At 71.7% G+C, this 25,709-nt stretch carries 18 protein-coding genes and 1 pseudogene; 10 read left to right on the top strand and 9 right to left on the bottom strand.

Annotation, left to right across the window (positions count from 1 at the left end; translation table 11 throughout):
• Positions 1-227 precede the first annotated feature (227 nt).
• Positions 228-587, bottom strand: a complete 360-nt coding sequence (locus ACGF2V_RS30260; RefSeq protein WP_362626959.1) for a hypothetical protein — start codon at positions 585-587, stop codon at positions 228-230.
• A gap of 124 nt (positions 588-711) precedes the next feature.
• Here ACGF2V_RS30260 and ACGF2V_RS30255 point away from each other — a divergent pair, with 124 nt between their 5' ends.
• Positions 712-1,290 (top strand): GNAT family protein, encoded by a 579-nt coding sequence (locus tag ACGF2V_RS30255; protein WP_362710869.1) that lies wholly within the window; start codon positions 712-714, stop codon positions 1,288-1,290.
• 93 nt (positions 1,291-1,383) lie between these two features.
• On the opposite strand, the gene ACGF2V_RS30250 is transcribed toward ACGF2V_RS30255, so the two are convergent.
• The 4 genes from ACGF2V_RS30250 to ACGF2V_RS30235 all read right to left on the bottom strand — a co-directional run bounded on the left by ACGF2V_RS30250 (position 1,384) and on the right by ACGF2V_RS30235 (position 7,455).
• Positions 1,384-2,550: an acyl-CoA dehydrogenase family protein gene (locus ACGF2V_RS30250; protein WP_362710867.1), complete on the bottom strand. Its 1,167-nt coding sequence runs from the start codon at positions 2,548-2,550 to the stop codon at positions 1,384-1,386.
• 65 nt (positions 2,551-2,615) lie between these two features.
• Positions 2,616-3,581 carry a hydroxymethylglutaryl-CoA lyase gene (locus ACGF2V_RS30245; RefSeq protein WP_362626950.1) on the bottom strand — a complete coding sequence of 322 codons (966 nt, stop codon included), beginning with the start codon at positions 3,579-3,581 and terminating at the stop codon, positions 2,616-2,618.
• Between the two features lie 23 nt (positions 3,582-3,604).
• On the bottom strand, positions 3,605-5,734 hold the full coding sequence (locus ACGF2V_RS30240; protein ID WP_362710875.1) for a biotin carboxylase N-terminal domain-containing protein: 2,130 nt from the start codon (positions 5,732-5,734) through the stop codon (positions 3,605-3,607).
• A gap of 98 nt (positions 5,735-5,832) precedes the next feature.
• The gene (locus ACGF2V_RS30235; protein WP_362626947.1) at positions 5,833-7,455 is read right to left on the bottom strand and encodes a carboxyl transferase domain-containing protein; all 1,623 of its coding nucleotides are present in this window, start codon (positions 7,453-7,455) and stop codon (positions 5,833-5,835) included.
• A 257-nt stretch (positions 7,456-7,712) separates the two neighbouring features.
• Between ACGF2V_RS30235 and ACGF2V_RS30230 the strand changes: the two genes are divergently transcribed.
• The 4 genes from ACGF2V_RS30230 to ACGF2V_RS30215 all read left to right on the top strand — a co-directional run bounded on the left by ACGF2V_RS30230 (position 7,713) and on the right by ACGF2V_RS30215 (position 12,950).
• Entirely contained in the window at positions 7,713-8,330 is a 618-nt protein-coding gene (locus ACGF2V_RS30230) for a TetR/AcrR family transcriptional regulator (protein ID WP_362626943.1), read from the top strand.
• Between the two features lie 285 nt (positions 8,331-8,615).
• On the top strand, positions 8,616-10,088 hold the full coding sequence (locus ACGF2V_RS30225) for a glycosyltransferase (RefSeq protein WP_362626940.1): 1,473 nt from the start codon (positions 8,616-8,618) through the stop codon (positions 10,086-10,088).
• A gap of 370 nt (positions 10,089-10,458) precedes the next feature.
• Positions 10,459-11,952, top strand: a complete 1,494-nt coding sequence (locus ACGF2V_RS30220) for a DUF6056 family protein (protein WP_362626937.1) — start codon at positions 10,459-10,461, stop codon at positions 11,950-11,952.
• Positions 11,953-12,170: 218 nt separating this feature from the next.
• Positions 12,171-12,950 carry a phosphatase gene (locus tag ACGF2V_RS30215; RefSeq protein WP_362626934.1) on the top strand — a complete coding sequence of 260 codons (780 nt, stop codon included), beginning with the start codon at positions 12,171-12,173 and terminating at the stop codon, positions 12,948-12,950.
• A gap of 225 nt (positions 12,951-13,175) precedes the next feature.
• Here the strand turns inward: ACGF2V_RS30215 and ACGF2V_RS30210 are convergent, their stop codons facing one another.
• Both ACGF2V_RS30210 and ACGF2V_RS30205 read right to left on the bottom strand, forming a co-directional pair.
• Entirely contained in the window at positions 13,176-14,333 is a 1,158-nt protein-coding gene (locus ACGF2V_RS30210) for an acyl-CoA dehydrogenase family protein (protein WP_362626931.1), read from the bottom strand.
• A 461-nt stretch (positions 14,334-14,794) separates the two neighbouring features.
• Positions 14,795-15,190 carry a peptidase inhibitor family I36 protein gene (locus tag ACGF2V_RS30205; RefSeq protein ID WP_362626928.1) on the bottom strand — a complete coding sequence of 132 codons (396 nt, stop codon included), beginning with the start codon at positions 15,188-15,190 and terminating at the stop codon, positions 14,795-14,797.
• Between the two features lie 752 nt (positions 15,191-15,942).
• Between ACGF2V_RS30205 and ACGF2V_RS30200 the strand changes: the two genes are divergently transcribed.
• Positions 15,943-17,238, top strand: a complete 1,296-nt coding sequence (locus ACGF2V_RS30200; RefSeq protein ID WP_362626925.1) for a lanthionine synthetase LanC family protein — start codon at positions 15,943-15,945, stop codon at positions 17,236-17,238.
• A gap of 15 nt (positions 17,239-17,253) precedes the next feature.
• On the opposite strand, the gene ACGF2V_RS30195 is transcribed toward ACGF2V_RS30200, so the two are convergent.
• Positions 17,254-18,741, bottom strand: a complete 1,488-nt coding sequence (locus tag ACGF2V_RS30195; RefSeq protein WP_392913695.1) for a PucR family transcriptional regulator ligand-binding domain-containing protein — start codon at positions 18,739-18,741, stop codon at positions 17,254-17,256.
• Between the two features lie 288 nt (positions 18,742-19,029).
• Here ACGF2V_RS30195 and speB point away from each other — a divergent pair, with 288 nt between their 5' ends.
• Complete coding sequence (gene speB, locus ACGF2V_RS30190; RefSeq protein ID WP_362626920.1) at positions 19,030-20,034, top strand: agmatinase; 1,005 nt, start codon at positions 19,030-19,032, stop codon at positions 20,032-20,034.
• A gap of 93 nt (positions 20,035-20,127) precedes the next feature.
• Here the strand turns inward: speB and ACGF2V_RS30185 are convergent, their stop codons facing one another.
• Positions 20,128-20,508, bottom strand: a complete 381-nt coding sequence (locus ACGF2V_RS30185) for a hypothetical protein (protein WP_362626917.1) — start codon at positions 20,506-20,508, stop codon at positions 20,128-20,130.
• 171 nt (positions 20,509-20,679) lie between these two features.
• On the opposite strand from ACGF2V_RS30185, the gene ACGF2V_RS30180 reads away from it, so the two are divergent.
• The 3 genes and pseudogenes from ACGF2V_RS30180 to ACGF2V_RS30170 all read left to right on the top strand — a co-directional run.
• Complete coding sequence (locus tag ACGF2V_RS30180; RefSeq protein WP_362710872.1) at positions 20,680-24,501, top strand: ABC transporter ATP-binding protein; 3,822 nt, start codon at positions 20,680-20,682, stop codon at positions 24,499-24,501.
• Positions 24,502-24,890: 389 nt separating this feature from the next.
• A complete protein-coding gene (locus tag ACGF2V_RS30175) occupies positions 24,891-25,262 on the top strand; it encodes a hypothetical protein (protein WP_362710864.1) in 372 nt (123 codons plus the stop codon).
• 84 nt (positions 25,263-25,346) lie between these two features.
• Positions 25,347-25,589: pseudogene (locus tag ACGF2V_RS30170) on the top strand (aminopeptidase); the annotation flags it as partial.
• Positions 25,590-25,709 lie beyond the last annotated feature (120 nt).

Below are 25,709 nucleotides of genomic sequence, written 5' to 3'. Positions count from 1 at the left end.
AACGGAGAACTCCGGGCGGGCAGTCGGCGATGAAACAGGAAGTCTCACGGCGCGAGCCGTAAGAATCTCCCTCCTTCAGGAGGGAGAGCGTCAAGAGACGGATTCTGTCAGGCACAAGCGTCCCCGGCGTGGGCCGGTGGGTCGAGCGCTCCCCGTGCGGGCTGCCGGTTCGCCGGCGCACTTCCGAGCGGTCTGGGCGTGCCCGGCCCGCATGCGCGCTCGCTCACTCACCAGACCAGTACGCCCCCGCCCACGGACCGGGCCCGCTCGGCGGCTGCGGTGATGTTGGCGAGCCGGGCCGCCACGTAGTCCTCCCGATAGCCGCCGTGCACGGCGAGGGCCGCCGTATGTCGCCTCAACAGCCCGCACTCCGCGAGGAATTCACCGATGTCCTCCGGTTCCACACGGAGGTCGCCGTCGGCCGGCCCGGGGAAGAAGCGTGCCCCGAGTCCGCGCACGTACTCCGACCCCCACAGCAGGGTCCGGCTGTTCTCGAACCCGGCCATGTCGCCGCCGTCCTCGGGGCCGTCGAGCAGACGCGAGGTCCCGTCGCCGTCGTAGACGAATGTGTGCACCAGCAACGTCATGCCGAGGCCCCCTTTGGCGGACAACGCGACCTGAGAGCGGACGGGTACACGCGACCGGAGAACGTGAGCGGGCACACGGACCGCACCAAGATCGCCGTGAGTCGTCCCCGACTACGATCACCATATGTTCGAAGGCGAGTCGGTCAGGCTTCGCGCACTGCGCGCGGAGGACGCGGAGCACCACGTACGGTGGCGCAACGATCCGGAGGTGGTGCACTGGGCCACGGGCGGCGACCCGTGCTTCGGTCCGGTCACGGCGGAGGCCGTCGGACTCGCCTTCGAGACCATGCTGAGGCTGAGCCCGAGGGAGTCGGCCGTCTTCACCGTCGAGGACCTGGCCGACGGCGCGGTGATCGGCATGGCGGACTACCGGGACCTGGACCCGTTCGCCGGGCGGGTCACGGTCGGCATCACCATCGGTGAGCGCGACCGCTGGGGGCGCGGCCACGGCTCGGACGCGCTGCGCCTGCTGGTGGGGCACCTGTTCGGGGCCCACGGGCTGCACCGCATCGAGCTCGACACCTGGAGCGGCAACGAGCGGGCCGTCCGCGCTTTCACCCGGGCGGGCTTCCGCGAGGAGGGCCGCCGCCGGGACGCGGTGCTGGCGGCGGGCAGACGGTACGACACCGTGTTGTTCGGGATGCTCCGTGAGGAGTGGCGGCCGGCGCGGAACGCACAAGAGCGGGGACGCCCCCGCGCGTGAACGGGCCCCCGCCGTGAGCCCGACGCCCGCGCGCCGCTGCCTCCCGGGCGTCCCGGAAGCGGCGGCGCGCAGGCCCTGCGGCAAAGGGCAGGGTCAGGCCGGGAGGCCCAACTCCCTTGCGATCAGCATCCGCTGGACCTCGCTCGTGCCCTCGCCGATCTCCAGGATCTTGGAGTCGCGCCACATCCGGGCCACCGGGTACTCGTTCATGAAGCCGTAGCCGCCGTGGATCTGGGTCGCCTCGCGCGCGTTGTCCACCGCGACCGTCGACGAGTACAGCTTCGCGATCGCCGCCTCCTTCTTGAAGGGCTCGCCCGCGATCAGGCGGGATGCCGCGTCGCGCCAGCCGAGGCGGGCCATGTGGGCACGGGCCTCCATGTCGGCGATCTTGAACTGGATGGCCTGGTTGGTACCGATCGGCTTGCCGAAGGCGTGGCGCTCGTGCGCGTACTTCGCCGACTCGTCCACACAGCCCTGCGCCAGGCCCGTGGACAGGGCGGCGATGGCGATCCGGCCCTCGTCGAGGATGCGCAGGAACTGCGCGTAGCCCCGGCCCTCCTCGCCCAGCAGGTTGTCCAGGGGGACGCGGACGTCGGTGAAGGACAGCTCGCGGGTGTCCGAGGCGTTCCAGCCGACCTTGGAGTACGGGGCGGCGACGGTGAAGCCGGGGGTGCCGGACGGGACGATGATCGAGGAGATGAGCGGGGCGCCGTTCTCCTTGCGGCCGGTCACCGCCGTGACCGTGACCAGGTCCGTGATGTCCGTACCGGAGTTGGTGATGAAGCACTTCGAACCGTTGATCACCCACTCGCCGGTGGCCTCGTCGCGCACCGCCGTCGTACGCGTGCCGCCCGCGTCCGAGCCGGCCTCCGGCTCGGTCAGGCCGAACGCGCCGAGCGCCTCGCCCGCGCACAGCCGCGGCAGCCACTTCCGCTTCTGTTCCTCCGTGCCGAAGCGGTAGACCGGCATCGCGCCGAGCGACACCCCGGCCTCCAGTGTGATCGCCACGGACGAGTCGACGCGGGCCAGCTCCTCCAGGGCGATCCCGAGGGCGAGGTAGTCCCCGCCCATGCCGCCGTACTCCTCCGGGAACGGCAGCCCGAACAGGCCCATCCGTCCCATCTCCCGCACGATCTCGTACGGGAACTCATGGCGCTCGTAGAAGTCGCCGATCTTCGGGGCGACCACATCGTGCGCGAACTCCTCGACGGTGCGCCGCAGTTCCTCGTGTTCGGCGGTCAGCCGGTGGTCCAGGGGCATGGCAGGTCACTCCTTGTGGGCGACTGGGACGGGGAGGGGGACAGGGGGGCGGTGCATGGCGGTGGTCACCTCGCCGACAGCGCGCGGACGGTACGGGACGGGCTGGGACGGCCCAGTCGTTCGGCGAGCCACATGCTGGTGGCGGTGAGCGCGTCGAGGTCGACCCCGGTCTCGATGCCGAGGCCGTCGAGCATCCACACGAGGTCCTCGGTGGCGAGGTTGCCGGTCGCGCTCTTGGCGTACGGGCAGCCGCCGAGGCCGCCGGCCGAGGCGTCCACGGTGGTCACCCCGTGCTGGAGCGCGGCGAGGGTGTTGGAGAGGGCCTGGCCGTACGTGTCGTGGAAGTGCACCCCGATGGTGTCGGTGCGCACACCCTCCTCGTTCAGCTCGGACAGCAGGTCCCGTACGTGACCGGGTGTGGCCACGCCGATGGTGTCGCCCAGGGACAGTTCGTCGCAGCCCAGGTCCATCAGCGCCTTCGCGACCCGGACGACCTGGTGGACGGGGACGGGCCCCTCCCACGGGTCGCCGAAGCACATCGACAGATAGCCCCGCACGTGCACCTTGTCGTCCTTGGCGCGGGCGACCACCGGCTCGAACATGGCGAGCGACTCGGCGATCGTGCGGTTGAGGTTGCGGGCGGCGAACGTCTCGGTCGCCGAGCCGAAGACGGCGATGCGGCGGGCGCCGAGCGCCAGGGCCCGGTCCAGGCCGCGTTCGTTCGGTACGAGGACCGGCAGGGCCACGCCCCCGATGTCGCCGAGCCGGGGGAACAGGTCCTCCGCGTCGGCCAGTTGGGGCACCCACTTGGGGTGCACGAAGCTGGTCGCCTCGATCGTGGTCAGGCCGGCCGCGGCGAGGCGGTGGATGAACTCCGCCTTCACCTCGGTCGGTACGACGGCCTTCTCGTTCTGGAGCCCGTCGCGGGCGCCGACCTCGTGGACGCGCACCCGCGGCGGCAGGTCCTGGGCCGGCACGGTCATGGGCAGGGTGCGGGGGGCCGCGCGGCCCTCCCCGAGAGCTGGGGTCATGCGGTCCTCCCCAGGAGCCGTGGTCATGCGTCCTCCCCGGGAGTCGTGGCGGACGTGCCGGGACCGGTTGTGGCAGGGGCCACGACGGCCAGGATCTGGTCCATGGCGACCGTGGCACCGGCGGTCACGTCCAGCTCGGTCACGGTCCCGGCGTGCGGGGCGCAGATGACGTGCTCCATCTTCATCGCCTCGACGACGAGCAGGCTCTGACCGGCCGCGACCTCGTCCCCGACCGCCACCTTCACCACGGTGACGGTGCCCGGCATGGGGGCGGCGAGCGTGTCGGCACCGGAACGGGCGGCCCCGGCCAGCGACGCCGCCACCGGGTCGTGGTCCCGTACGTGCCAGGTGTCGCCGTCCCGGCCCAGCCAGACGCCGTCCGGGGCGGCCGCGTAGGTGAACGTATGGGTGACACCGGCGAGTTCGAGGATGATGCGGTGCTCGGACAGCTCGACCGTCCGGGCCGTCTCCCGGCCGCCGGGCGTCGGGGCCAGCGGGCCGCAGGCACCCGTCGCGGGCCCCGGCGGCTCCGCGCCCTCCCCGACATGGCCGAACGCCAGCTCGATGCCCGTCGCACGGGTACGCAGCGAGACCTGCACGGGGTCGCGGCCCGGCAGCCGGAAGTCGTACACGGTACGGGCCGGGGTGCCGCCCAGCCGCCAGCCGTTCGGCACCGAGAACGGGTCCACCCAGCCGGAAGCACCGGAAGGGCCGGAAGGGCCGGAGGTCTCGGCGCGGTGGCCGGTGGACCGCCGCAGCAGCGTCGCCGCGGCGTACACCTCCTCCGGCACGCCCTCCGGGACCAGCCCGTCGACCTCGCGTTCCACCAGGCCGGTGTCCAGATCGCCCGCCGCCACCGCCGGGTGGGCGAGCAGCCGGCGCAGGAAGCCGGCGTTCGTCGGGACGCCGAGGATCACCGTGTCCGCGAGCGCGGCGCGCAGCCGGCGCAGAGCGGCGGCGCGGTCGGGCCCGTACGCGATGACCTTCGACAGCATCGGGTCGTACAGGCTGCCGACCTCGCCGCCCGCGCGCAGCCCGGAGTCCGTGCGTACGCCGTCGCCCTGCGGCTCGTGCAGCGCGAGCACCGTGCCGCCGGACGGCAGGAAGCCCCGGGACGGGTCCTCGGCGCAGATCCGGGCCTCGATCGCGTGACCGGTGAGCGTGATGTCGCGCTGCTCGTACGGCAGTCGTTCACCCGCCGCGATCCGCAGCTGCCACTCCACCAGGTCCAGGCCGGTGATCAGCTCGGTGACGGGGTGCTCGACCTGGAGGCGGGTGTTCATCTCCATGAAGTAGTACGAGGCCGGGTCGTTGCCCGGGACGATGAACTCGACCGTGCCCGCGCCGACGTACCCGCAGCTGCGGGCCGCCTGGACGGCCGCCTCGCCCATCGCCGCCCGGGTCTCCTCGTCGAGCAGGACGGACGGCGCTTCTTCGATGATCTTCTGGTGGCGGCGCTGGAGGGAGCACTCGCGCTCGCCGAGGTGGACCACGTTGCCGTGGGCGTCGGCCAGGACCTGGATCTCGATGTGCCGGGGCCGGTCGATCCACCGTTCCACCAGCAGTGTGTCGTCGCCGAACGAGGCACGGGCCTCGCGACGGGCGGCGGCGATCTCGTCCGCGAGCAGCGCCTCGTCGCGCACCAGCCGCATGCCCTTGCCACCGCCGCCCGCGGAGGGCTTCAGCAGCACGGGCGTACCGATCTCCCGTGCCGCGTCGACGAGTTGGGCATCGGTGAGTCCGGTACCGGAGGAGCCCGGCACCACCGGCACCCCGGCCGCCGCGACCGTCTCCTTGGCCCGGATCTTGTCGCCCATCAGCGAGATGGCGCCGGCGGGCGGCCCGACGAAGGCCAGCCCCGCCTCCGCGCAGGACCGCGCGAAGCCCGCGTTCTCGGCGAGGAACCCGTACCCGGGGTGGACGGCCCGGGCGCCGGCGCGGCGGGCCGCGTCCAGCAGCGCGGGCACGCTCAGGTAGCTCATGGCGGCGGGCGCGGGCCCGATCCGTACCGCCGTGTCGGCCTCCCGCACATGCCGGGCGTCCGCGTCCGCGTCGCTGAACACGGCGACCGAGCGGACGCCGAGCGCGCGCAGCGTACGGATGACCCGTACCGCGATCTCGCCGCGGTTGGCGACGAGAACGGTGTCGAACATCGTCATCTGTTCCTCACATCGCATCCGAGGTCATCTGCTGCACATCGCCATCGCACCTGGAGGTCATCCGCTCCTCACGCACGGGAGGCACCTCTCCCTCACATCCGGAAGACGCCGAAGCCGGGCGCCGCGGGGTCCCTCTGCGGAAGCGGGGCGTTCGCACACGCGGTCAGGGCGAGCCCCAGCACCTGCCGGGTCTCCGTCGGGTCGATCACGCCGTCGTCCCAGAGCCGGGCCGTGGCGTAGTAGGCGTTGCCCTGGGTCTCGTACTGCTCGCGGATCGGGGCCTTGAACGCCTCTTCCTCCGCTGCGCTCCAGTCGTCGCCCAACTGGTCGCGCTTGACCGTCGCGAGGACGGAGGCCGCCTGTTCGCCGCCCATGACGGAGATCTTCGCGTTGGGCCACATCCACAGGAAGCGGGGGGAGTAGGCACGGCCGCACATGGAGTAGTTGCCCGCCCCGTACGAACCGCCGACCACCACTGTCAGCTTCGGCACGCGGGTGCAGGCGACCGCCGTCACCATCTTCGCGCCGTGCTTGGCGATGCCCCCGGCCTCGTAGTCGCGCCCCACCATGAAGCCCGAGATGTTCTGGAGGAAGACCAGAGGGATCCCGCGCTGGTCGCACAGCTCGATGAAGTGGGCGCCCTTCTGGGCGGACTCGGAGAACAGGATGCCGTTGTTGGCGACGATCCCGACCGGGTGGCCGTGGATGTGGGCGAAGCCGGTGACCAGCGTCGTGCCGTACTCCGCCTTGAACTCGGCGAACCGCGAGCCGTCCACCACCCGGGCGATCACCTCGCGCACGTCGTACGGCGTGCGCGAATCGACGGGGACGGCCCCGTACAACCCGGCGGGATCCGCCTTCGGCTCCTCGACCGGCCGCACCGGCCACGGCAGCGCCCCGCGCCGGGGCAGCGTGGAGACGATGTTCCGCACGATCCGCAGCGCGTGCGCGTCGTCCTCGGCCAGGTGGTCGGTCACGCCGGACGTACGGGAGTGCACCTCGCCGCCGCCCAGCTCCTCCGCCGTCACGACCTCACCGGTCGCCGCCTTCACCAGCGGCGGACCGCCCAGGAAGATCGTGCCCTGGTCCCGTACGATCACGGCCTCGTCGCTCATCGCGGGGACGTACGCCCCGCCCGCCGTGCACGAGCCCATGACGGCGGCGATCTGCGGGATGCCCGCCCCCGACATCCGGGCCTGGTTGTAGAAGATCCGGCCGAAGTGCTCCCGGTCCGGGAAGACCTCGTCCTGCATCGGCAGGAAGGCGCCGCCGGAGTCGACGAGGTACAGGCAGGGGAGACGGTTCTCCAGCGCCACCTCCTGCGCGCGCAGGTGCTTCTTCACCGTCATCGGGTAGTACGTGCCGCCCTTGACGGTCGCATCGTTGGCGACGATCACGCACTCCCGGCCGCTGACCCGGCCGATCCCCGCGATCACCCCGGCCGCCGGGGCGGCGCCCCCGTACAGTCCCTCGGCCGCCAGCGGCGCCAGCTCCAGGAACGGGGAGCCCGGATCGAGCAGGGTGTCCACCCGGTCCCGGGGCAGCAGCTTGCCGCGCGCCACGTGCCGTGCGCGGGCCCTCTCGCCTCCGCCCAGCCTGGCCGTGGCGAGCCGCCCGCGCAGCTCGTCGGCGAGCGCGAGATGCGCCGCCTCGTTGGCCTGCCAGGTCTCGGAGGCGGGATCCGCCGCGCTCACCAGCACCGGTGCCTGCTGCATCGTGTCGAGCCCCCTTGCCCGTACCGCTCGCTGTCCGTACTGCTGTGCACTGCCGTTCGTACTGGCCGCCGCCGTCCGTCGCCAGTCCGTGTCGCTGTCCGTGGTGCTGCCCGTACGCAGCCGTCACGGAAGTCGCGGTGGTCGCGGCCGTTGCGGCTCGCCGTCGGAGCCGTCGCCCGGTCGAGTTGTTAATGACCGTTAACGCCTCCGGTCTTCAGGTTAACGAGCGCTAACAGGGTTGTCTAGAATGAATTCTCATGAGCACCAACGCCGCCGCCCGGGTCGCGGCCCCGACCCGCCGCGAGCAGATCCTCAAGGAGGCCGCCCGCCTGTTCGCCGAGCGCGGCTTCCACGGCGTCGGCGTCGACGAGATAGGGGCCGCCGTCGGCATCAGCGGCCCGGGCCTCTACCGGCACTTCCCCGGCAAGGACGCGATGCTCGCCGAACTGCTGGTCGGCATCAGTGAGCGGCTGCTGGCCGGCGGGCGGCTGCGGGTGTCGGAGGATGCGGCCCGCGCGGACGGCTCCCCACGGGCCCTGCTGGACGCGCTCATCGAGGGGCACATCGACTTCGCCCTCGACGACCGCCCCCTCATCACCCTGCACGACCGTGAGCTGGACCGCCTCCGGGACGCCGACCGCAAGCGGGTCCGCCAGCTCCAGCGGCAGTACGTCGAGGTGTGGGTGGACGTCGTCCGCGAGCTGTACCCGGATCTGCCCGAGCACGAGGCGCGCGCCGCCGTCCACGCCGTCTTCGGCCTGCTGAACTCGACCCCGCACCTGGGCCGCCCCGGCGCGCAGCCGGACCGCGCGGACACGGCGGCGCTGCTGCACCGGCTGGCGCGCGGCGCGTTCGAGGCGGCGGCCTGCCAGTAGGGGCGTCCCGCCGGTGGCAGAGGGCGTGCCGGTGGAGGTGCGGCCCGCTGGTAGGAGCGTCCTGTCGCGCGGGAGTGGCCTGTCGGCGGGGGAGTGTGCGTGTACGGGACCGCGGCTTTCTTCCTGCCCCGGAATCGCCCTGAATATATGAATTGATGCGGCGATGCAGGGGGCCGTTTCGCGCATTCCCTTTCCTTTTTCTTCATGGGCTTCGTCGATCGGGTGTCGCGGTGATCCCCAGGCATATGGTTTGGGTTGTCCCGCCACGCCTGATGGGGAATGTGAATGAAAACATGTCAGGTTTCGGTCGTTGTCCCCTGTTTCAATGAGGACGAGGTGATCGACACATTTCACCGTGCACTGATCTCCGCCCTCGAACCGACCTGTCGGAGCTTCGAGATCTGTTATGTCGACGACGGCAGCAGCGACCGCACCAGGCTCAGGATCGGCTCGCTCGCCACCGCCGACCGACGGGTCCGCTACACCTCCTTCAGCCGCAATTTCGGCAAGGAGGCGGCCATGCTCGCGGGGCTGCGCATGTCCCGCGGCGACGCCGTCGTCCTCATGGACGCCGACCTCCAGCACCCGCCCGAACTGCTGCCCCACATGCTGGAACTGCGGCGCTGCGGCTACCACCAGGTCGTCGCACGGCGGGACCGTACGGGGGAGGGCGCCGTGCGCACCTTCCTCAGCTCCGCCTACTACAGGGCCATGGGCCAGTGCATGGACGTCGAGGTCGTGGACGGCGAGGGCGACTTCAGGCTGCTGTCGCGCGACGCCGTGGACGCCGTGCTCGCGATGCCCGAGACGAACCGGTTCTCCAAGGGGATCTTCTCCTGGATCGGCTTCGACACGGTCAGCTTCACCTATCAGAACATGCAACGCGCGGCGGGACGCTCGAAGTGGGGCGGCAGACGGCTGTTCAACTACGGGATCGACGGGCTGATCTCGTTCAACAGCCGCCCGCTGCGCCTGGCCATCCACGCCGGTCTCGCGCTCGCGCTCACGGCACTGGGATACGCCCTGTGGATCATCGCCGAGGTGGCCCTGCACGGCATCGTCGTGCCTGGCTACACCACCCTGCTGACCACCGTCGTCGCCCTCGGCGGAATCCAGCTCGCGACGCTCGGCGTCATCGGCGAATACGTGGGACGCATTTACTGCGAGACGAAACGCCGCCCGCACTACGTGGTGCGCGAAACGGATGAGACGGCGAAGACACCCCCGCCGATCGACGGACAACGAGCGGAGAGCCGCCCGGGGCCGCCGCCAGCGGCCGACCGGTCACGTGCGCGGCCGTCCGGCGCGACCGCGATCGGCGCGTCCAGATTCCGCACGGTACGCCAGTTCATCGCTTTCGCAGCAATCGGCATCATCAATACGGCGGTATATCTGGCGGTGTACGTCTCGCTGAACCATTGGATTCCCTATCTGGCCGCGCACGTCGTCGGATACGTGGTCAGCGTTCTGGGCTCGTTCCTGCTCAACTCGTACATCACCTGCCGGACCAAGCCGACCTGGCAGGCCCTCTTCCGGTATCCGTTGTCGAGCGTCGTCAATCTCGTACTCACCGGGACCTTGCTCTATCTCGGCGTGAGCCATCTGGGCCTGGGCAAGAACATTGCCGCCCTCGCCGCCGGAATCCTCGCCACGCCGTTCTCGTTCCTTCTCGCCCGCTGGGCCATCGACTCCGGTGCGGACCTGACCCGGCGACGTACCGCACCGGCCGGGAGCCGCGCCGGACGCACCGCGTCCTGAGCCCCCGCACCGCCCGCGAATCCCCGACGCGCGCGACGCACAGACACGCATGGCGACACAGGCATGCGTGGCGACACAGACACACATGCCGTGAACCCCGTGAGCCCCGTACGGAAGGTCCCAGCGCCACATGACCGCGGAAACGCCGAAGACCGCCGACGCCGACGACGCCGACGACGAACGACGGACGGACGGAGGAGCGCCTCGCCCGAACGGCGCACCCGACGCCGGTCCTGCCTCCGACGCCGGTCCCACCCGTGACACCAGTAGTCCCACCCGTGACGCGGGTAGGAGTCCCACTCGTGACACCGCTCCCTCGCGTGCTCCTGGTCCGGGTCCCGCCCCGGACCCCGACCGCGCGGGTCGTTGCGTGACGAACCGGATGCCGGTGCGCGCCCTGCCGCTGCTGACCCTGCTGCCGCTGGCCCTGTTCGGCGCGGCCTTCTGGATCGGCCGCCTGGTCCGTCCGGGTGCGGACGACTGGTGCTTCCTCCCGGTCGTACGCGACGAGGGAGCCGCCGGGATGATCGCGAAGTTCTACCTCCAGGACAACGGACGGGTGGGCAACGCGCTGCTCGTCGTCGCGTACGGAGCCTTCGGCGTCGCCGGACACCAGTGGTTCGCCCTGGTCAGCGGGGTGGTCATGCTGGGTATCCTCTGGGCGCTGGTCGCCTCCGCGCTCGACAGGGCCCGGCTCACCGCGCCGCGCGGCCTCGTGCTGCTGGTGGCGGCGACGACCGCGGCGGTCTTCCTCCTGGCGACGTCGAACACGTACAAGGTGTTCTACTGGCCCGCCTCCTCCGTCTCGCACACCCTCTCACCGGTCCTGGCCTGCGCCGCCGTGATCCCACTGCTGCGGGCGCGGACCCGCCGCGGGTGGGGCCTCGCGCTGGGCGTCGCGCTCGTGGCCGGGGTCTTCATCGGCACGCTGTCGGAGGAGACCGCGGTCGTCGCCCTCGTCCTTCTCGTGACCGTCCTGCCGCTGAGCCACTGGGCGGTCCCGGGCCCCGGCCGGACCCGTACCCGCGTCTGGTGCGCGGTCGCCTTCGCCGGCGTCGTGATCGGGGCGGCCGTCCTGTATCTGTCACCGGGTGCGCGCACCCGCCGTGAACGGTTCGGCGCCGACTCCGGCGCCTTGTTCGGCCCGCGGGCGCTGGGCGATGCGCTGAGGTCCTTCGCCGACATCCTGGGGACGGTCCTCACGACCTGGCCGTACCTGGGGGTGGTCGCGGCCGGCGTGCTGCTGGGGCTGCTGGTCCGCCGCGACGGACGGGGGACGGACGGGCCGTGGCCGGGCGGGCCCCTGGGGCGTCGTCCCCTTGTCCCCCTCCTCGTGGGCTTCCTCGCCTTCCTGGTCGCCGGCTACCTCTGCACCGTCGTCGCCTACCCCGCCTTTGGGGCGAAAGTGACGGCCGCGCCCCGCGTCTGGGGCGACTTCCTGCTGCTGTACGTGCTGCTCCTGGTGTACGCAGGCGCCCTGTCGGGGCGGGCGCTGCTGAGGAGTGCCCGGCGTGGACGCCGACGGGGAAGGGGGGCGCGCACGGCGATGGTGCAGGGGGCCCGTACCGCGACGGTGACGGCGGCGGTCGCGGCGGCCCTGTGCGTGCTGACCTGTGTCGGTCTCGCCGTCCCGTTGTTCCGGCTGGAACAGCGGATGGACGTACGCGCCCAGCGTTGGGACCGCCAGGACCGTGCGCTGCGGGAGGGCGCGGCGCGCGGCGCCCGGGTGCTTCCGTACACACCGGTGTCGGTCAGCGGGATGGGGGAGCCGTTCGGCAATCGCGGCAAACGGCTGTGGCCGGGGCAGTGCGTCGCCCGGTACTACCACCTGGAGAGGATCACGTACTCGACGCGGCTTCCCTGAGCCCAGGAGCCCAGGAGCCCAGGAGCCCAGGAGCCCAGGAGCCTGGGAGCCTGGGAGCCTCGTGGACCCGTTCGACCCGTTCGGCCCGGCGGGGAGTGGGGGAGGACCGGGAAGTACCGGCGGGGGAAGAGGGCCGGGAGGGGCCGATGCGCTTCGCTCTACGTCCTGTCGTAGCAAGTGCCCGGCACACTGCGCACACCTGACGGCACAATGGGTTCATGCCGATACCCAGCCGTGCCGCCCTCGTCGAGCACCTCGTCCGTACGCGCATCGCCGGAGACGTCGCCACACCCCGCGACAACAATCTCTCCCACTACCGCAAGCTCGCCAATGGTGACCGCCACTACTGGCTGGGACTGGAACTCGGCGACCGGTGGCGCGACGAGCAGGACGTGCTGGCCGTGATGGCCGAGCGCTGCGGGGTCAACGACGACCCGGAGCACCGGTTCGGGCAGGACACCATCGACCCGGAGCTGACCGTCGACGCCCTGGAGCGGATGGCAGGGCGGCTGCGAAAGGCGGCGGAGGCTTCGGAGCGGGTGCTGTTCGCGACCGGACACCCGGGCGGTCTTCTCGACGTGCACCGCCAGACCGCGCAGGCGCTGCGGACCGCCGGATGCGAGATCGTGCGGATCCCGTCGGGGCTGGTGGCCGACGAGGGGATGGTGTTCCAGTTCGCGGACGTGGCGGTGCAGGAACGGGGCGCGACGCTCTGGCACACCCACTCACCCGCCCCGATGGCCGCGATCCTGGACGGTCTGGAACGGGAGGGCCGCCCGCTGCCCGACCTGGTGGTCGCCGACCACGGCTGGGCGGGGTGCGCGGGGCAGCGGGGGCTGGACGCGGTGGGGTACGCGGACTGCAACGACCCGGCGCTTTTCCTCGGAGAGGCGGAGGGGACGCTCCAGGTGGTCGTGCCGCTGGACGACCACGTGCTGGACCCCCGGTTCTACGACCCGCTCACGGACTACCTGCTGGACGCGGCAGGACTGCTCTGAACAGGCCGCCGGTCCGACGCGGGGCGACCGCGTCGCGGGTCGGCACGGGATGACATCGGCGCCGGGCCGGTAGGGCGACGACCCTGGCGGCGCGGTCGTCGGCCCGCCCGGTCCGGGGTCGAACGGGCCGGGCGGGCCGAACAGGTCGAGTCGAGCGAGTCGACCGTGGAGCGAGTGGGCCGAGCAGGCAACGGGTGCCGTGCTCGACGAAGGAACACGCTCGTCCTACAGGCCCATCGACTTGGCGATGATCGACTTCATGACCTCGTTGGTGCCGCCGTAGATGCGGTTGACCCGGTTGTCCGCGTAGAGGCGCGCGATCGGGTACTCGTTCATGTAGCCGTAGCCACCGTGGAGCTGCAGGCAACGGTCGATGACGCGGTGTGCGACCTCGGTGCAGAACAGCTTGGCGGACGCGGCCTCGGCGGCGGTCAGCTCACCGGCGTCCAGGGCCTCCAGCGTGCGGTCGGCGACGGCCTCGGCGGCGTCCACCTCGGCCTGGCAGGCGGCCAGTTCGAACTTGGTGTTCTGGAAGGACGCGACCGGCTTGCCGAACACCGTGCGCTCCTGAACGTACTGCTTGGCGAACGCGACGGCGGCCTTGGCCTGCGCATACGCGCCGTAGGCGATGCCCCAGCGCTCGGACGGCAGGTTCTGGCCGAGGTAGGAGAAGCCCTTGTTCTCCTCGCCGAGGAGGTCCGCCGCGGGCACCTTCACGTCGACGAACGCCAGCTCGGCCGTGTCGGACGTACGCAGGCCGAGCTTGTCGAGCTTGCGGCCGATGGAGTAGCCCTCGGACTTGGTGTCGACGGCGAACAGGGAGATGCCGAAGCGGCGGTCCTCGGCGGTCGGCGCGGAGGTGCGGGCACACACGATCACGCGGTCGGCGTGCACACCACCCGTGATGAACGTCTTGGAGCCGTTGAGCACGTAGTGCGTGCCGTCGTCCGAGAGCTTGGCGGTGGTCTTCATGCCCGCGAGGTCGGAGCCGGTGCCCGGCTCGGTCATCGCGAGGGCCCACATCTCCTCACCCGAGACGAACTTCGGCAGGTAGCGCTTCTTCTGGTCCTCGGTGGCCAGCATCTTGATGTACGGCAGGGCGAGCAGCACGTGCACACCGGAACCGCCGAAGTTGACGCCCGCGCGGGCGGTCTCCTCGTACTGGATGGCCTCGAACTTGTGCGTCTCCAGACCGGCGCCGCCGAACTCCTCGGGCACGTTGATGCCGAACAGGCCCAGCTCGGCGAGCTTGCCGTAGAGCTCGCGCGGCACGATGCCCTGCTGGAACCACTCGTCGTAGTGGGGGACGACCTCGGCCTCGATGAAGGCGCGTATGGTCTCCCGGAACGCCTCGTGGTCCTCGTCGAATACCGTACGGCGCACGGGTGCCTCCTTGATCAGCTTCGGGCGGGTTCGGCAGGCTCCGGTCACCTCCGGTCTGCTCCGGTTCGGTTCGCTCCGGTCGGCTGTGAGCCGGACTCCTGCCGCACTGGCTAAGCGCTTGCTCAGACAATGTGAGAAGTTACCCGGCGGTCACTGCCGCTGTCCAGGGCCGCCCCTCCGGGGACCACGGTCGACGGTGGTCACGGAGCGACGGCGCGTACCAGAGGTGTCCCGATGTGCCTGGCCGTGGCGCGCGGAGGACCTGCGCGTCGGCCGTGCCGAATCCGGCCCGTTGAGCAGACGCTACGGGCGGGGCGGGCGGTAGCCGTAGCGGCAGGTGACCCGCGCGGCACCGAGGAGGCGGTGCGGTCCCGCGTGAAGCGGCGAGCGACGCACAGCGTGACGCGTGCGTTCCGGCATCCCCGCCTCCATTTTTGCCGCAGCCTCAGCCCCGGTTCCAGTCACTGGGGCCGGAAGGAGCGGATCTGGTAGTTGCCCTGGAGGTTTCCGCCCCGGCCGGAGCGGGTGGATCCGACGCGGTTGTTGTAGTTGGTGTTCGTGTAGTACTGCACGCGATGGTCCGTCGAGTTCCACACGGAGCGGACGTTCTGGCCGCGTTGGATGAAGGAGCAGTTGTCGGCGGTGTTGGCGCGCTTCTTGTCCGACCACTGACAGCGCGTACCCCCTCCGTTCCAGTCGCTGTAGATGCAGAAGTGCCCGGCGGTGCAGTTGTACGCGACGGCCGTCCTCGGCGCCCCGGCGGGCGCGACCTCACCGGCCGATGCGGCGGCGGGGCCGGTGGCGAAACCGAGTGCCATGGCGATCGAGGTGACGGCGAGCGCGGTGAAGCGGTCCATGGTGGATGCCTTCCTGCTGACAGTGACCAGGGCTTCCCCTGTCGGTGATCAGGGCTCCGTGCCTGATCGACGGCAGGGTGGCACGGCCGTGATCTGCGCAGACAGTCGTGGATACGGGGCGCTCGAAGCGCGGCGGGCGACTCGTGGCGCTCCGCCGCACACCGGCGTGAAAGGCAGGCGGGAAAGTCGCGCTCGACGCTGCTCACCGGTCAGTCGGGGGACGGCGAGGTGTGCGGCTCCAGCGAGGCTGGGGGCAGTTGTCCGGCCGATGTCCAGGTGCTCCAGCGGCGGGCCGCTGTCACTGGAGGCTGAGGCCAGTCCCGACCCGAGCGCCTCGGTCCTCGCGGAGCCACCGCCACCCGCAGGTCAGCGCCCCTTGTCGCCGGGGCGGCCGGCTCGACTTCCTCAACCGGGCGGTACGTCGTGCCGAACTGGACCGCCCGGAACCGGCCGGCGAGTTCGAGCCGTACCGAGGGGGCTCCGGCTCGCGCGACGGCGCGAATGGCCGTGCGTTTCTCAGGAGTTACGCCAAGCGCACAACCATCCATCATACGAATAATTGCAATATCTCTTTCGGGTGTTACCAAAGCGGGAAGCTGGCTGAACGACGAGATTGCCCTGCAGCGACAGATCCACGAGAAACGGAGTCCTGCGCCGACGGCTCCGCATCCGGACATCAGTTATCCACTGTTGAGTTGAACGGAGTCACCGGATCCGACCCGTTCCAGGTGGCTCCTCGACGAGGAGTTCCGATGCACCCAGGCAGACAGGAACCATCGCACCGTGCGGCGTCCGACGTCGCCGCATCCGACATCGCCCTCGACAGCGTCGTACTCGACAACGCTGTCCGCCTTCTCGACGACTTCTCCGAGGCCGGGCGCGCGACCCCCGACCCCGGCATTCCCGTCCTGGCCCGTCTGGTCGCGGAGACATGCGGTCCGGCGGCGGGGGCGGACACCGGCTGTACGGCGGGGGCGGGCGCTGCGCGCTCGGCGGTGGCGAGCGCCGGGCGCGCGGTGGAGGTGTGGGCGCGGTCCATCGGTCGCGGCCCCGGCCATTGCGGCCTGCACCACGGCGGGTTGGCCGGGACGCTGGTCGGGCTGAGGCTCGGCGCCCGTATCCACCCATCCCTGCACCGGACCGCCGACAGACTGCGCGACCACTTGTTGGATCAGGCATGGAGACGTCCCTGGCGGACGGTGGGCGTCGGGCTGTCCGACTACGACCTCGTCAGCGGGCCGTCCGGCACCCTGCTGGCATTGTGCATCGGCACACCTCAGCCGAAACGCAGCCAACTCATGCCGTTCACCGCCCACTTGACGGAACTGTGCGACAGCGGCGACCTGTACCGGCTGCGTGCCGGGCAGTACCCCGGCCATCCGTGCCCGGGCTGGTTGCAGGGCCGTGTCAACACGGGGATGGGGCACGGTGTCGCCGGGCTCGTCACCGCGCTCGCCGCCGCCGTTCGCCACGTGGGCCCGTGGCCGGAGCTGCTGGATGCCCTGCGCGGCGCCACGCGTTGGCTGGTGCGGCAGTCCTTCGACGACGCCCGGTCCATCCGGAGCTGGGACCGTGCCGGGCTCGACGGCCCGCCGCCCGTGGATGTCCGGGCCCGCCAGGCGTGGTGCTACGGCAACCCCGGTGTCACCTGGGCCCTCTGGGACGCGGCGGACGCCCTCGGGGACCGGAGTCTGGCCGACTGGGCGGTGGACGCGTTCATCACCCTCGCGCAGCGGTACGACGAGGGCGTCCACCTCGTCGGCCATTCCCCGACCGATCGGCTCGGGCTGTACCACGGCGCGGCTGGGGTGCTGGTGGTGGCCGACGCGTTCCACCGGCATGCCCGTCTCCCGGCCGGCGCCGCGCTGGGCACCCGCCTGGCGGAGTACCTGGGGCGACGGCTTCCCGCCGCCCATGCCATGCCCGTCCTCGCCTCCGGCGAACCACGGACCTCCCTGCTCGGCGGTGTCCCGGGCGTCCTGAGCGCCCTGCTCACCGCCGTCCACGGCGCCCCGCGCGATTGGTTGCCCTGCCTGGGCCTGCGGTAACGGACAGTTCGCCGTTCACCGGGTCCGCAGGGCGAACCACAGCTCCGTCCGTACGTCCATGTCGTCCAGGTCCGCGTCCAGCAGTGCCGCGCACCGGGCGATGCGCTGGCGGACCGTGTTGCGGTGGACCCGGAGGGCGGTGGCGGTGCGGTCCCAACTGCCGTGCAGGCTCAGCCAGCAGCGCAGGGTCTCGACCAGTGGTTCGGTGAGCGGGGCGAGGAGCGCGCGGGCGTGGGCCTCGGCCCGGTCCGGCGGGACCAGTGCGGCGAGGCCGGAACCGGCGTCGGCGCGGTGGTGGACCAGCGGGGAGCGGGTCGCCGCCGCGCGACCCAGGGCGCGGGACGCCTGACTGTCGGCGGGTTCGAGAGCGGTGATCGCGGCGGGGGCGGAGGCGCCGAGCGTCCAGCCCGGCTGAGGGGCGATCCGCTCACCGCCGGGGACCAGCACGCGTACGACCTCGGGGCCCCGGCCCGCGTCGACCAGGGCCGAGCCGAGCGCGGCGCCCAGCGCTCCTGCCGTAAGCGGGTCGGCGGGGTCGCCGTGCGCGCGGCGGGCGTGCACCACCGTCCACCGCTCGGCGCCGCCGAGAAGCGGTGCGACGTCCTCCGGGGCCGCGCCCACGAGCAGCCGGACCAGGGCGGCGGCCCGGCCCGCCGCGTCGGCGCCCTGGTGCGGGGCGGCCAGCAGTGACAGCAGCACGACCGCGATCCCGGCCACGGTGTGATCGCCCTCCGCGCGCCGCTCCGTCGCCAGCGCCAGGACGAGGCCCTGGCCGCCGCCCAGCGCGTACGCGGACACGTGCGTCCCGCGCACGGTGTCGGTGGCGGACGCGGGGGCGGGGCGCGTGGCGGCGGACACCACTCCGGCGAGCCGGGCCAGGGCCGCGCCGATGTCGGGGGCCGGGCGGCGGCCCGCCGCATGCAGTTCCTCGCCGTCCGCGGAGAGCAGCACCACCCAGCCCTCCAGCCGCGCCGCCAACTGACGCAGCACCGCCGGAACCGGGTCCGGCCGGGCCGCCGCCGTGGCCAGCGCCTGCTGGGCGCGGGTCACCCGCCGCAGCTCACGGTGCCTGGCCTCGGCCATCAACCGCCACACCGCCCGCGCGATCGCCGTGAACCGGGTCTGCGGCGGGACCTCCAGCAGCGGCAGCCCGTGCCGGTCGCACGCCTCGATCAGCGCCCCCGGAACCGTGTCGAACACCGGCGTCACCCCGAACCCCAGCGCCGCCGCCCCCGCCTCCAGGAGCCGGGACACGTACGCGTCCGGGTCCTTGAGCAGCACCCCGGCGCTCAGCAGCAGCTCACCGCCGAGCAGATACGGGTACGGATCGGCCATCTCCGACGCGTGGACCCACAACAGCTCCGCCTCCGCCGGCCCCGCGATCTGTCGCAGCCCGAGTTCCTTGCGGGCCAGCAGCCGCGTGAGCGGAATCGGGGGAGTGGGCGGAGAAGTGGGCGGTGGGGTGCCCCCGGCCACGGGCTGCGGCATGGATGAACCATCCATCGAAGACGGTGATGATGGATGAAACGTACACTTCAGTGCCGCCCATCGGCCACCTAGCGTCTTTCCCGCGCAGCATCGCGTGCTCGCGCACCCTCGCATCCCGCGCGCGACGGACATGGCCTGCGACGTGACACGTGACGGGGCACACCCCCACGCCACCGTGTACTGCCACGCGCCACCAGGCGCCGAGCGCGGACCGGGACGTGAACCCGGTACGCGAAGCCGGGACGCGAGCACGGGACACGAACCACGAGAGCACGAGACACGAACCACAGAGAGGCCCCCGCCATGAGCAGCAACGAAACGCCGCGCGGTCCCGTCGACTCCTCCCGCGTCCCCCGGTACGCCGGTCCCGCGACGTTCGCCCGGCTGCCCCGTCTCGACGAGGTCCGCGCCGCGGATGTCGCCGTCGTCGGCGTGCCCTTCGACACGGGTGTCTCCTACCGCCCCGGTGCCCGCTTCGGCGGCAACGCGATCCGTGAGGCGTCGCGCCTCCTGCGCCCGTACAACCCGGCGCAGGACGCCTCGCCGTTCGCGCTCGCGCAGGTCGCCGACGCCGGCGACATCGCCGTGAACCCGTTCGACATCAACGAGGCCGTCGAGACGATCGAGTCCGCCGCCGACGACCTCCTGTCCACCGGCGCCCGGCTGATGACGCTCGGCGGCGACCACACCATCGCGCTGCCGCTGCTGCGTTCCGTCGCGAAGAAGCACGGCCCGGTCGCGCTGCTGCACTTCGACGCCCACCTCGACACGTGGGACACCTACTTCGGCGCCGAGTACACCCACGGCACCCCGTTCCGCCGGGCCGTCGAGGAGGGCATCCTCGACACCTCCGCGCTGTCCCACGTCGGCACGCGCGGCCCGCTCTACGGCAAGCAGGACCTGGACGACGACGCGAAGATGGGCTTCGGCATCGTGACCTCCGCCGATGTGATGCGCCGGGGTGTCGACGAGGTCACCGACCAGCTCCGTCAGCGCATCGGCGACCGGCCGCTGTACATCTCCATCGACATCGACGTCCTGGACCCGGCGCACGCCCCCGGCACCGGCACCCCCGAGGCCGGTGGCCTCACCTCGCGCGAACTCCTGGAGATCGTCCGGGGACTGGCCTCCTGCAACCTGGTCTCCGCCGATCTGGTCGAGGTCGCCCCCGCGTACGACCACGCCGAGATCACGTCCGTCGCCGCCTCCCACACGGCGTACGAACTGACGACGGTCATGTCCCGGCAGATCGCGCAGGCGCGTACCGACGGGACCCGGCCGACGAGCGTCGAGACCGGGGCGAAGTGAGCCACGCAGGAGGGGCGTGCGGCCGGCAGGCGGCTTGATCGTCCGGTGGACCGAGGCCCGTGCGCTCTCCGTGGACGGCGGCGCACGGGCCGTTCACCGCGCGACGGCTGCTCCGCCGACGTTCGTGATCTTCTCGATGGCTTCGAGCCCCGCCTTCCGGCCCCGGAGGAACTCCTGCTGCTGATCCGGGTTCAGGGAGCCCGGCAGATCCTTGGTGGACGGCATCAGGTCCGGGATCGTCCGGAAGACGGCGCCGGCCGCGGCGCCGTTGCCCCGCATCCGGGCCCAGTGCAACGACTTGCCGACCGTGTGCAGTGGCGTGGTCATCTCCGTACGGGGCCTCTTCGAGGCCCTGAGCCGGATGTTCTCGCGGCCCAGGGCGCGGAAGTCGATGTCGCCCAGTTGCTGGAGCACTTCCAGGGCGGCGTACAACTGCCCGCACAGGTGGGCGTCGGTCGGCCGATCGTCCGGCATGTTCTCTCTCCTTGTTCTCGCCCTGCGACCACAGCCCCGAACGGCCGCCGCGTTCGTTACGGCGGGATGAAATCCGCCGCCTACGGCGTTGGTGCCTTCCGGTAGACCAGGCCGATCGGGAGGGTACCGGTGACGGACGCAGGGGACGCGGAGGGCGCGGGAGGCGGCGCGGTGGGCGCGGCGCGGGCCCCGGGCTGGGTGCGGCGGCTGAGCGGCTACGCGTGGCGCTACCGGCGCAACGTACTGCTGGCGCTCGGGTCGTCGCTCGCCGGCATGGCGGTGATGGCCGTCGTCCCGCTGATCACCAAGGTGATCATCGACGACGTGGTGGGCGACCACACCAGGTCCCTCGCCGTCTGGACCGGGCTCCTGCTGGCCGCGGCCGTCCTGGTGTACGCGGCCACGTACATCCGGCGCTACTACGGCGGACGACTCGCCCTGGACGTCCAGCACGATCTGCGCACCGAGATGTACGGGACGATCACCCGCCTCGACGGGAAGCGGCAGGACGAGCTGTCCACCGGGCAGGTCGTGGGGCGTGCGACCAGCGACCTCCAGTTGATCCAGGGGCTGCTGTTCATGCTCCCGATGACCATCGGGAACGTGCTCCTGTTCATCATCTCCCTGGTGATCATGGCGTGGCTCTCGCCGCTGCTCACCGTGGTCGCGCTCGCCGTCGCCCCCGCTCTCTGGTACATAGCCCGCCGCTCCCGCGCCCGGCTCTTCCCGGCCACCTGGTACGCCCAGGGGCAGGCCGCGGCCGTCGCGGGGGTCGTCGACGGGGCCGTCTCCGGGGTCCGGGTCGTCAAGGGGTTCGGACAGGAGGAACAGGAGACCGGCAAACTGCGCGAGGTCGGACGGAAGCTGTTCGCCGGGCGCCTGCGGGCGATCCGGATGAACTCCCGCTACACCCCCGCCCTCCAGGCCGTGCCCGCGCTCGGCCAGGTCGCGATGCTGGCCCTCGGCGGCTGGCTCGCCACCCGGGGCGAGATCACCCTCGGCACGTTCGTCGCGTTCTCCACCTATCTCGCCCAGCTCGTCGGCCCGGTCCGGATGCTCGCCATGGTCCTCACCGTCGGCCAGCAGGCCCGCGCCGGTGTCGAACGCGTCCTGGAACTGATCGACACCGAGCCGACCATGAAGGACGGCACCAAGGAGCTGCCCGCCGACGCCCCGGCGAGCGTCGAGTTCGACGACGTACGGTTCGGCTACGCCGACGGCCGCCCCGTCCTCGACGGGTTCTCGCTGACCATCGAGCCCGGCGAGACCGTCGCCGTCGTCGGCACGTCCGGCAGCGGCAAGTCCACCGTCTCGCTGTTGCTGCCCCGCTTCTACGACGTGACGCACGGCGCCGTCCTCGTCGGCGGCCACGACGTGCGCGAGCTGACCCAGAAGTCCCTGCGCGCCGCCATCGGCCTCGTACCGGAGGACAGCTTCCTGTTCTCCGACACCGTCCGCGCCAACATCGCCTACGGGTTCCCCGACGCCACCCAGCAGCAGATCGAGGAGGCGGCCCGCGCCGCCCAGGCCGACCGGTTCATCGCGGACCTGCCCGAGGGCTACGACACCAAGGTCGGCGAACACGGACTGACCCTCTCCGGGGGCCAGCGCCAGCGCATCGCGCTCGCCCGCGCCCTTCTCACCGACCCCCGTCTGCTGCTCCTCGACGATGCCACCTCCGCCGTGGACGCCCGCGTCGAGCACGAGATCCACGAGGCGCTGCGGCAGGTGATGGCCGGGCGCACCACCCTGCTGATCGCCCACCGCCGCTCCACCCTCGGCCTCGCCGACCGCATCGCCGTCCTGGAGAACGGGCGGCTCGCGGACATCGGTACCCACGACGAACTGGAGAGCCGTTCCGCGCTCTACCGGCGTCTGCTCACCGACCCCGACGAGCTGGGCGGCACCTCGCCCGGACACCGGCCGACCGCGCCCGCCGACACCACCGCCGAGGCCGACCGGGCGCTCCGGGAGGAGCTCGACGCCGGACTCGACGCGGAGTACGACGCGGAGCGCGGCATCAGCCCCCGCCTGTGGGTCCGCAAGGACGAACCGCGCGACAACGGCGCGGCCGGCATGCCCGCCACGCCGGAACTGCTCGCCCGGGTCGAGGCGCTGCCACCGGCCACGGACACCCCCGACATCGACGAGGCACGGGCCGTGCGCCCCGAGGACTCGTACGGGCTGCGCAGGCTGCTGCGCGGCTTCGGGCCGCCGCTCCTGCTGAGCCTGTTGCTGGTCGCGGTGGACGCGGGCGGCAGCCTGCTGCTGCCGGTGCTGATCCGGCACGGCATCGACCAGGGCGTCACGCAGCTCGCGCTCGGCGCGGTCTGGGCGGCGTCCGCGCTGGCCCTGCTCGTCGTGCTGGTGCAGTGGGCGGCCCAGATCGGCGAGACCCGGATGACCGGCCGCACCGGCGAACGGGTGCTCTACTCGCTCCGGCTGAAGATCTTCGCGCAGCTCCAGCGGCTCGGCCTGGACTACTACGAGCGCGAGCTGACCGGCCGCATCATGACCCGGATGACGACCGATGTGGACGCGCTGTCCACGTTCCTCCAGACCGGTCTGGTCACGGCCTTCGTCTCCGTCGTCACGTTCCTCGGCATCATGGTCGTCCTGTTCGTGCTGGACGTGCAGTTGGCCCTGGTCGTCTTCACGACCCTGCCGGTGCTGGTGATCGGCACGTACTTCTTCCGCCGCAAGAGCGTCCAGGCGTACGAGCTGGCCCGGGAGCGCATCAGCGTGGTCAACGCAGACCTCCAGGAGTCCGTCTCCGGGCTGCGGATCGTGCAGGCGTTCCAGCGCGAGCACGACGGCGTGCGCCGGTTCGCGGAGCGCAGCTCCCACTACCGCGAGGCCCGGGTCCGGGGGCAGTGGCTGATATCGGTCTACTTCCCGTTCGTGCAGCTGCTGTCGTCGGTGGCCGCCGCGGCCGTGCTGATCGTCGGCGCCGGCCGGGTCGACAACGGCACCCTCACCGCGGGTGCCCTGGTCGCGTACCTGCTGTACATCGACCTGTTCTTCGCTCCGGTGCAGCAGCTCTCCCAGGTCTTCGACGGCTATCAGCAGGCCAGTGTCTCGCTCCGCCGCATCCAGGAGCTGCTGCGGGAGCCGACCTCCACCGAGGCCGGGGACGAGCCGCTGGACGTGCCGTCGCTGCGCGGCGAGATCGCCTTCGAGAACGTGTCCTTCGCGTACGGGAGCGGCGGTGGAGACGGTGATGGCCACGCCGGTGACGCCGGGCCCGCCGGTAAGGCCGGGCGCGCCGGTGACGCCGCGGGTGCCAAGGACGTCGAGGAGGCGCTGTCCGGCATCGATCTGCGCATCCCGGCCGGTCAGACCGTCGCGTTCGTGGGTGAGACCGGGGCCGGGAAGTCCACCCTGGTCAAGCTGGTGGCCCGGTTCTACGATCCGACGGGCGGCCGGGTCACGGCGGACGGCACCGACCTGCGCCGCCTCGACCTCACCGCGTACCGGCACCGGCTCGGGGTCGTGCCGCAGGAGGCGTACCTCTTCGCCGGTACGGTCCGGGACGCCATCGCGTACGGGCGGCCGGAGGCCACCGACGCGGAGGTCGAGGCGGCGGCGCGGGCCGTCGGCGCACACGACATGATCGCCACCCTGGGCGGCGGCTACCTCCACGAGGTCGCCGAGCGGGGCCGCAACCTGTCCGCCGGGCAGCGTCAGCTGATCGCGCTCGCCCGCGCCGAACTCGTCGACCCGGACGTCCTGCTGCTCGACGAGGCGACCGCGTCCCTGGACCTGGCCAGCGAGGCCCTGGTCAACCGGGCGACCGACCGCCTCGCCGGCCGGCGCACCACCCTGGTCGTCGCCCACCGGCTGACCACGGCCGCCCGCGCCGACCGGGTCGTGGTGATGGACCACGGCCGGGTCGTCGAGGACGGCACGCACGACGAACTCCTCGCCGGGGACGGCCACTACGCCGGGCTGTGGCGCACCTTCATAGGGGAGGACGAGCCCGCGGGAGTGTGAGCGGGGCTCCTCCGCGGTGCGGGGCCGGGGAGACGTGAGCGGGGCACGTCCACGGTGCCGGGCGCTGGGCGTCCGGTGCCGGTCCAGTCGCTGAGGGCCAAGGTCGGAGCATGGCGGTTCCTGCTCTTCCTCCGACTCTGCCGTGTGGCAGCCACGCTCTGGCGATTCGGTTGCGCGGAGGGGAGTGCGCGCGGATGCAACCTCCGGACGGACTGCTGCGTCGTACGCATGTATGTATAGGTGTCGAGTAAGGGTGCGCATGTTCGATCTGAGGGTGGGCCGGGGGGTTGCCGATGAGTGCGGGGACAGGTGAGGCCGGACGGACGGGTAGGGCCGGAGGCGTCGGACTGGCGGGACGTGCCGCACGTGCTGGACGGACGGGTGGGGGTGTGCTGGTGCGTCTGCTCGTCCTGTCGCTCGCGACCGCCGTCGCGCTGGTGCTCACCGGCACCGTCACCGGCAGGGCCGAAGCAGCGACGGCCTGTTCCGGGCGCCTGGCGAAGACGGTCCCGTTCAAGACCGGTGAGCTGCGCGTCTACAAGAGCCGCGCCTACGCCTGCGCCGTCGCGGTCGCCAAGAAGCCCGGCGCGAGACGTGCGATGTCCGTGACGATCCAGCCGCGCGGCGGCAGACCGGTCGTCGACAGCGGCCAGTACACCCAGCAGGCCGGTCCGGTGACCGTCCACGCGCTGAACCGGTGCGTCAGGGCCTCGGCCGTCATCGCGGGGAAGTCCGGCTCCACGGGCTGGATCCTCTGCTGAGATTCCCGTAGCCAACTGGGTCTGGCGGCGCGTGTGTTGCCCCGCTAGGTTCACGACGACTGTTGTGAATCCTGGGGAGGGTGCATGCGCAAGGCGTTCAGAGGTGTCCTGTCGCTCGCGGTACTCGTCGGCACGGTGAGCGCCACCGGCGCCACGGCCGGGGCGGCCACCGCCGCACAGCCGGCCACCGCCGCTCAGTCGGCCACGTCCCGGACCGTGACCAGCGGTGAGAGCGGCACGAACGCGGACATCAAGGACCGCATTCTGGCCATCCCGGGAATGAGCCTCGTCGAGGAGAAGCCTTACGCGGGATACCGCTACCGGGTCTAATCGCAGTGCACCGGGCTTTAGGCCAAGGCCGTGAAGTTACGGACTGATCGTTGGGGTCAAGATGTTGATGCTGAGGGTGGCCGTGTAGGTGCGTCGGTCGACCTTGAGGCTCTTGAA

The organism is Streptomyces sp. NPDC047982 (genome assembly GCF_043204165.1).
In the GTDB taxonomy this organism is placed as follows: Bacteria; Actinomycetota; Actinomycetes; order Streptomycetales; family Streptomycetaceae; genus Streptomyces.
Note: the sequence above shows the minus strand (reverse complement) of the source record. Positions and strands in the feature narration are given on the sequence as shown.

What these genes read in the sequence shown, in the direction of transcription:
- ACGF2V_RS30185 (WP_362626917.1), bottom strand. Translation starts at nt 20,508, where the DNA reads ATGCCGGACGATCGGCCGACCGACGCCCACCTGTGCGGGCAGTTGTAC.
- ACGF2V_RS30230 (WP_362626943.1), top strand. Translation starts at nt 7,713, where the DNA reads ATGAGCACCAACGCCGCCGCCCGGGTCGCGGCCCCGACCCGCCGCGAG.
- ACGF2V_RS30235 (WP_362626947.1), bottom strand. Translation starts at nt 7,455, where the DNA reads ATGCAGCAGGCACCGGTGCTGGTGAGCGCGGCGGATCCCGCCTCCGAG.
- speB (WP_362626920.1), top strand. Translation starts at nt 19,030, where the DNA reads ATGAGCAGCAACGAAACGCCGCGCGGTCCCGTCGACTCCTCCCGCGTC.
- ACGF2V_RS30240 (WP_362710875.1), bottom strand. Translation starts at nt 5,734, where the DNA reads ATGTTCGACACCGTTCTCGTCGCCAACCGCGGCGAGATCGCGGTACGG.
- ACGF2V_RS30205 (WP_362626928.1), bottom strand. Translation starts at nt 15,190, where the DNA reads ATGGACCGCTTCACCGCGCTCGCCGTCACCTCGATCGCCATGGCACTC.
- ACGF2V_RS30215 (WP_362626934.1), top strand. Translation starts at nt 12,171, where the DNA reads ATGCCGATACCCAGCCGTGCCGCCCTCGTCGAGCACCTCGTCCGTACG.
- ACGF2V_RS30260 (WP_362626959.1), bottom strand. Translation starts at nt 587, where the DNA reads ATGACGTTGCTGGTGCACACATTCGTCTACGACGGCGACGGGACCTCG.
- ACGF2V_RS30225 (WP_362626940.1), top strand. Translation starts at nt 8,616, where the DNA reads ATGAAAACATGTCAGGTTTCGGTCGTTGTCCCCTGTTTCAATGAGGAC.
- ACGF2V_RS30255 (WP_362710869.1), top strand. Translation starts at nt 712, where the DNA reads ATGTTCGAAGGCGAGTCGGTCAGGCTTCGCGCACTGCGCGCGGAGGAC.
- ACGF2V_RS30195 (WP_392913695.1), bottom strand. Translation starts at nt 18,741, where the DNA reads ATGGATGGTTCATCCATGCCGCAGCCCGTGGCCGGGGGCACCCCACCG.
- ACGF2V_RS30200 (WP_362626925.1), top strand. Translation starts at nt 15,943, where the DNA reads ATGCACCCAGGCAGACAGGAACCATCGCACCGTGCGGCGTCCGACGTC.
- ACGF2V_RS30245 (WP_362626950.1), bottom strand. Translation starts at nt 3,581, where the DNA reads ATGACCCCAGCTCTCGGGGAGGGCCGCGCGGCCCCCCGCACCCTGCCC.
- ACGF2V_RS30250 (WP_362710867.1), bottom strand. Translation starts at nt 2,550, where the DNA reads ATGCCCCTGGACCACCGGCTGACCGCCGAACACGAGGAACTGCGGCGC.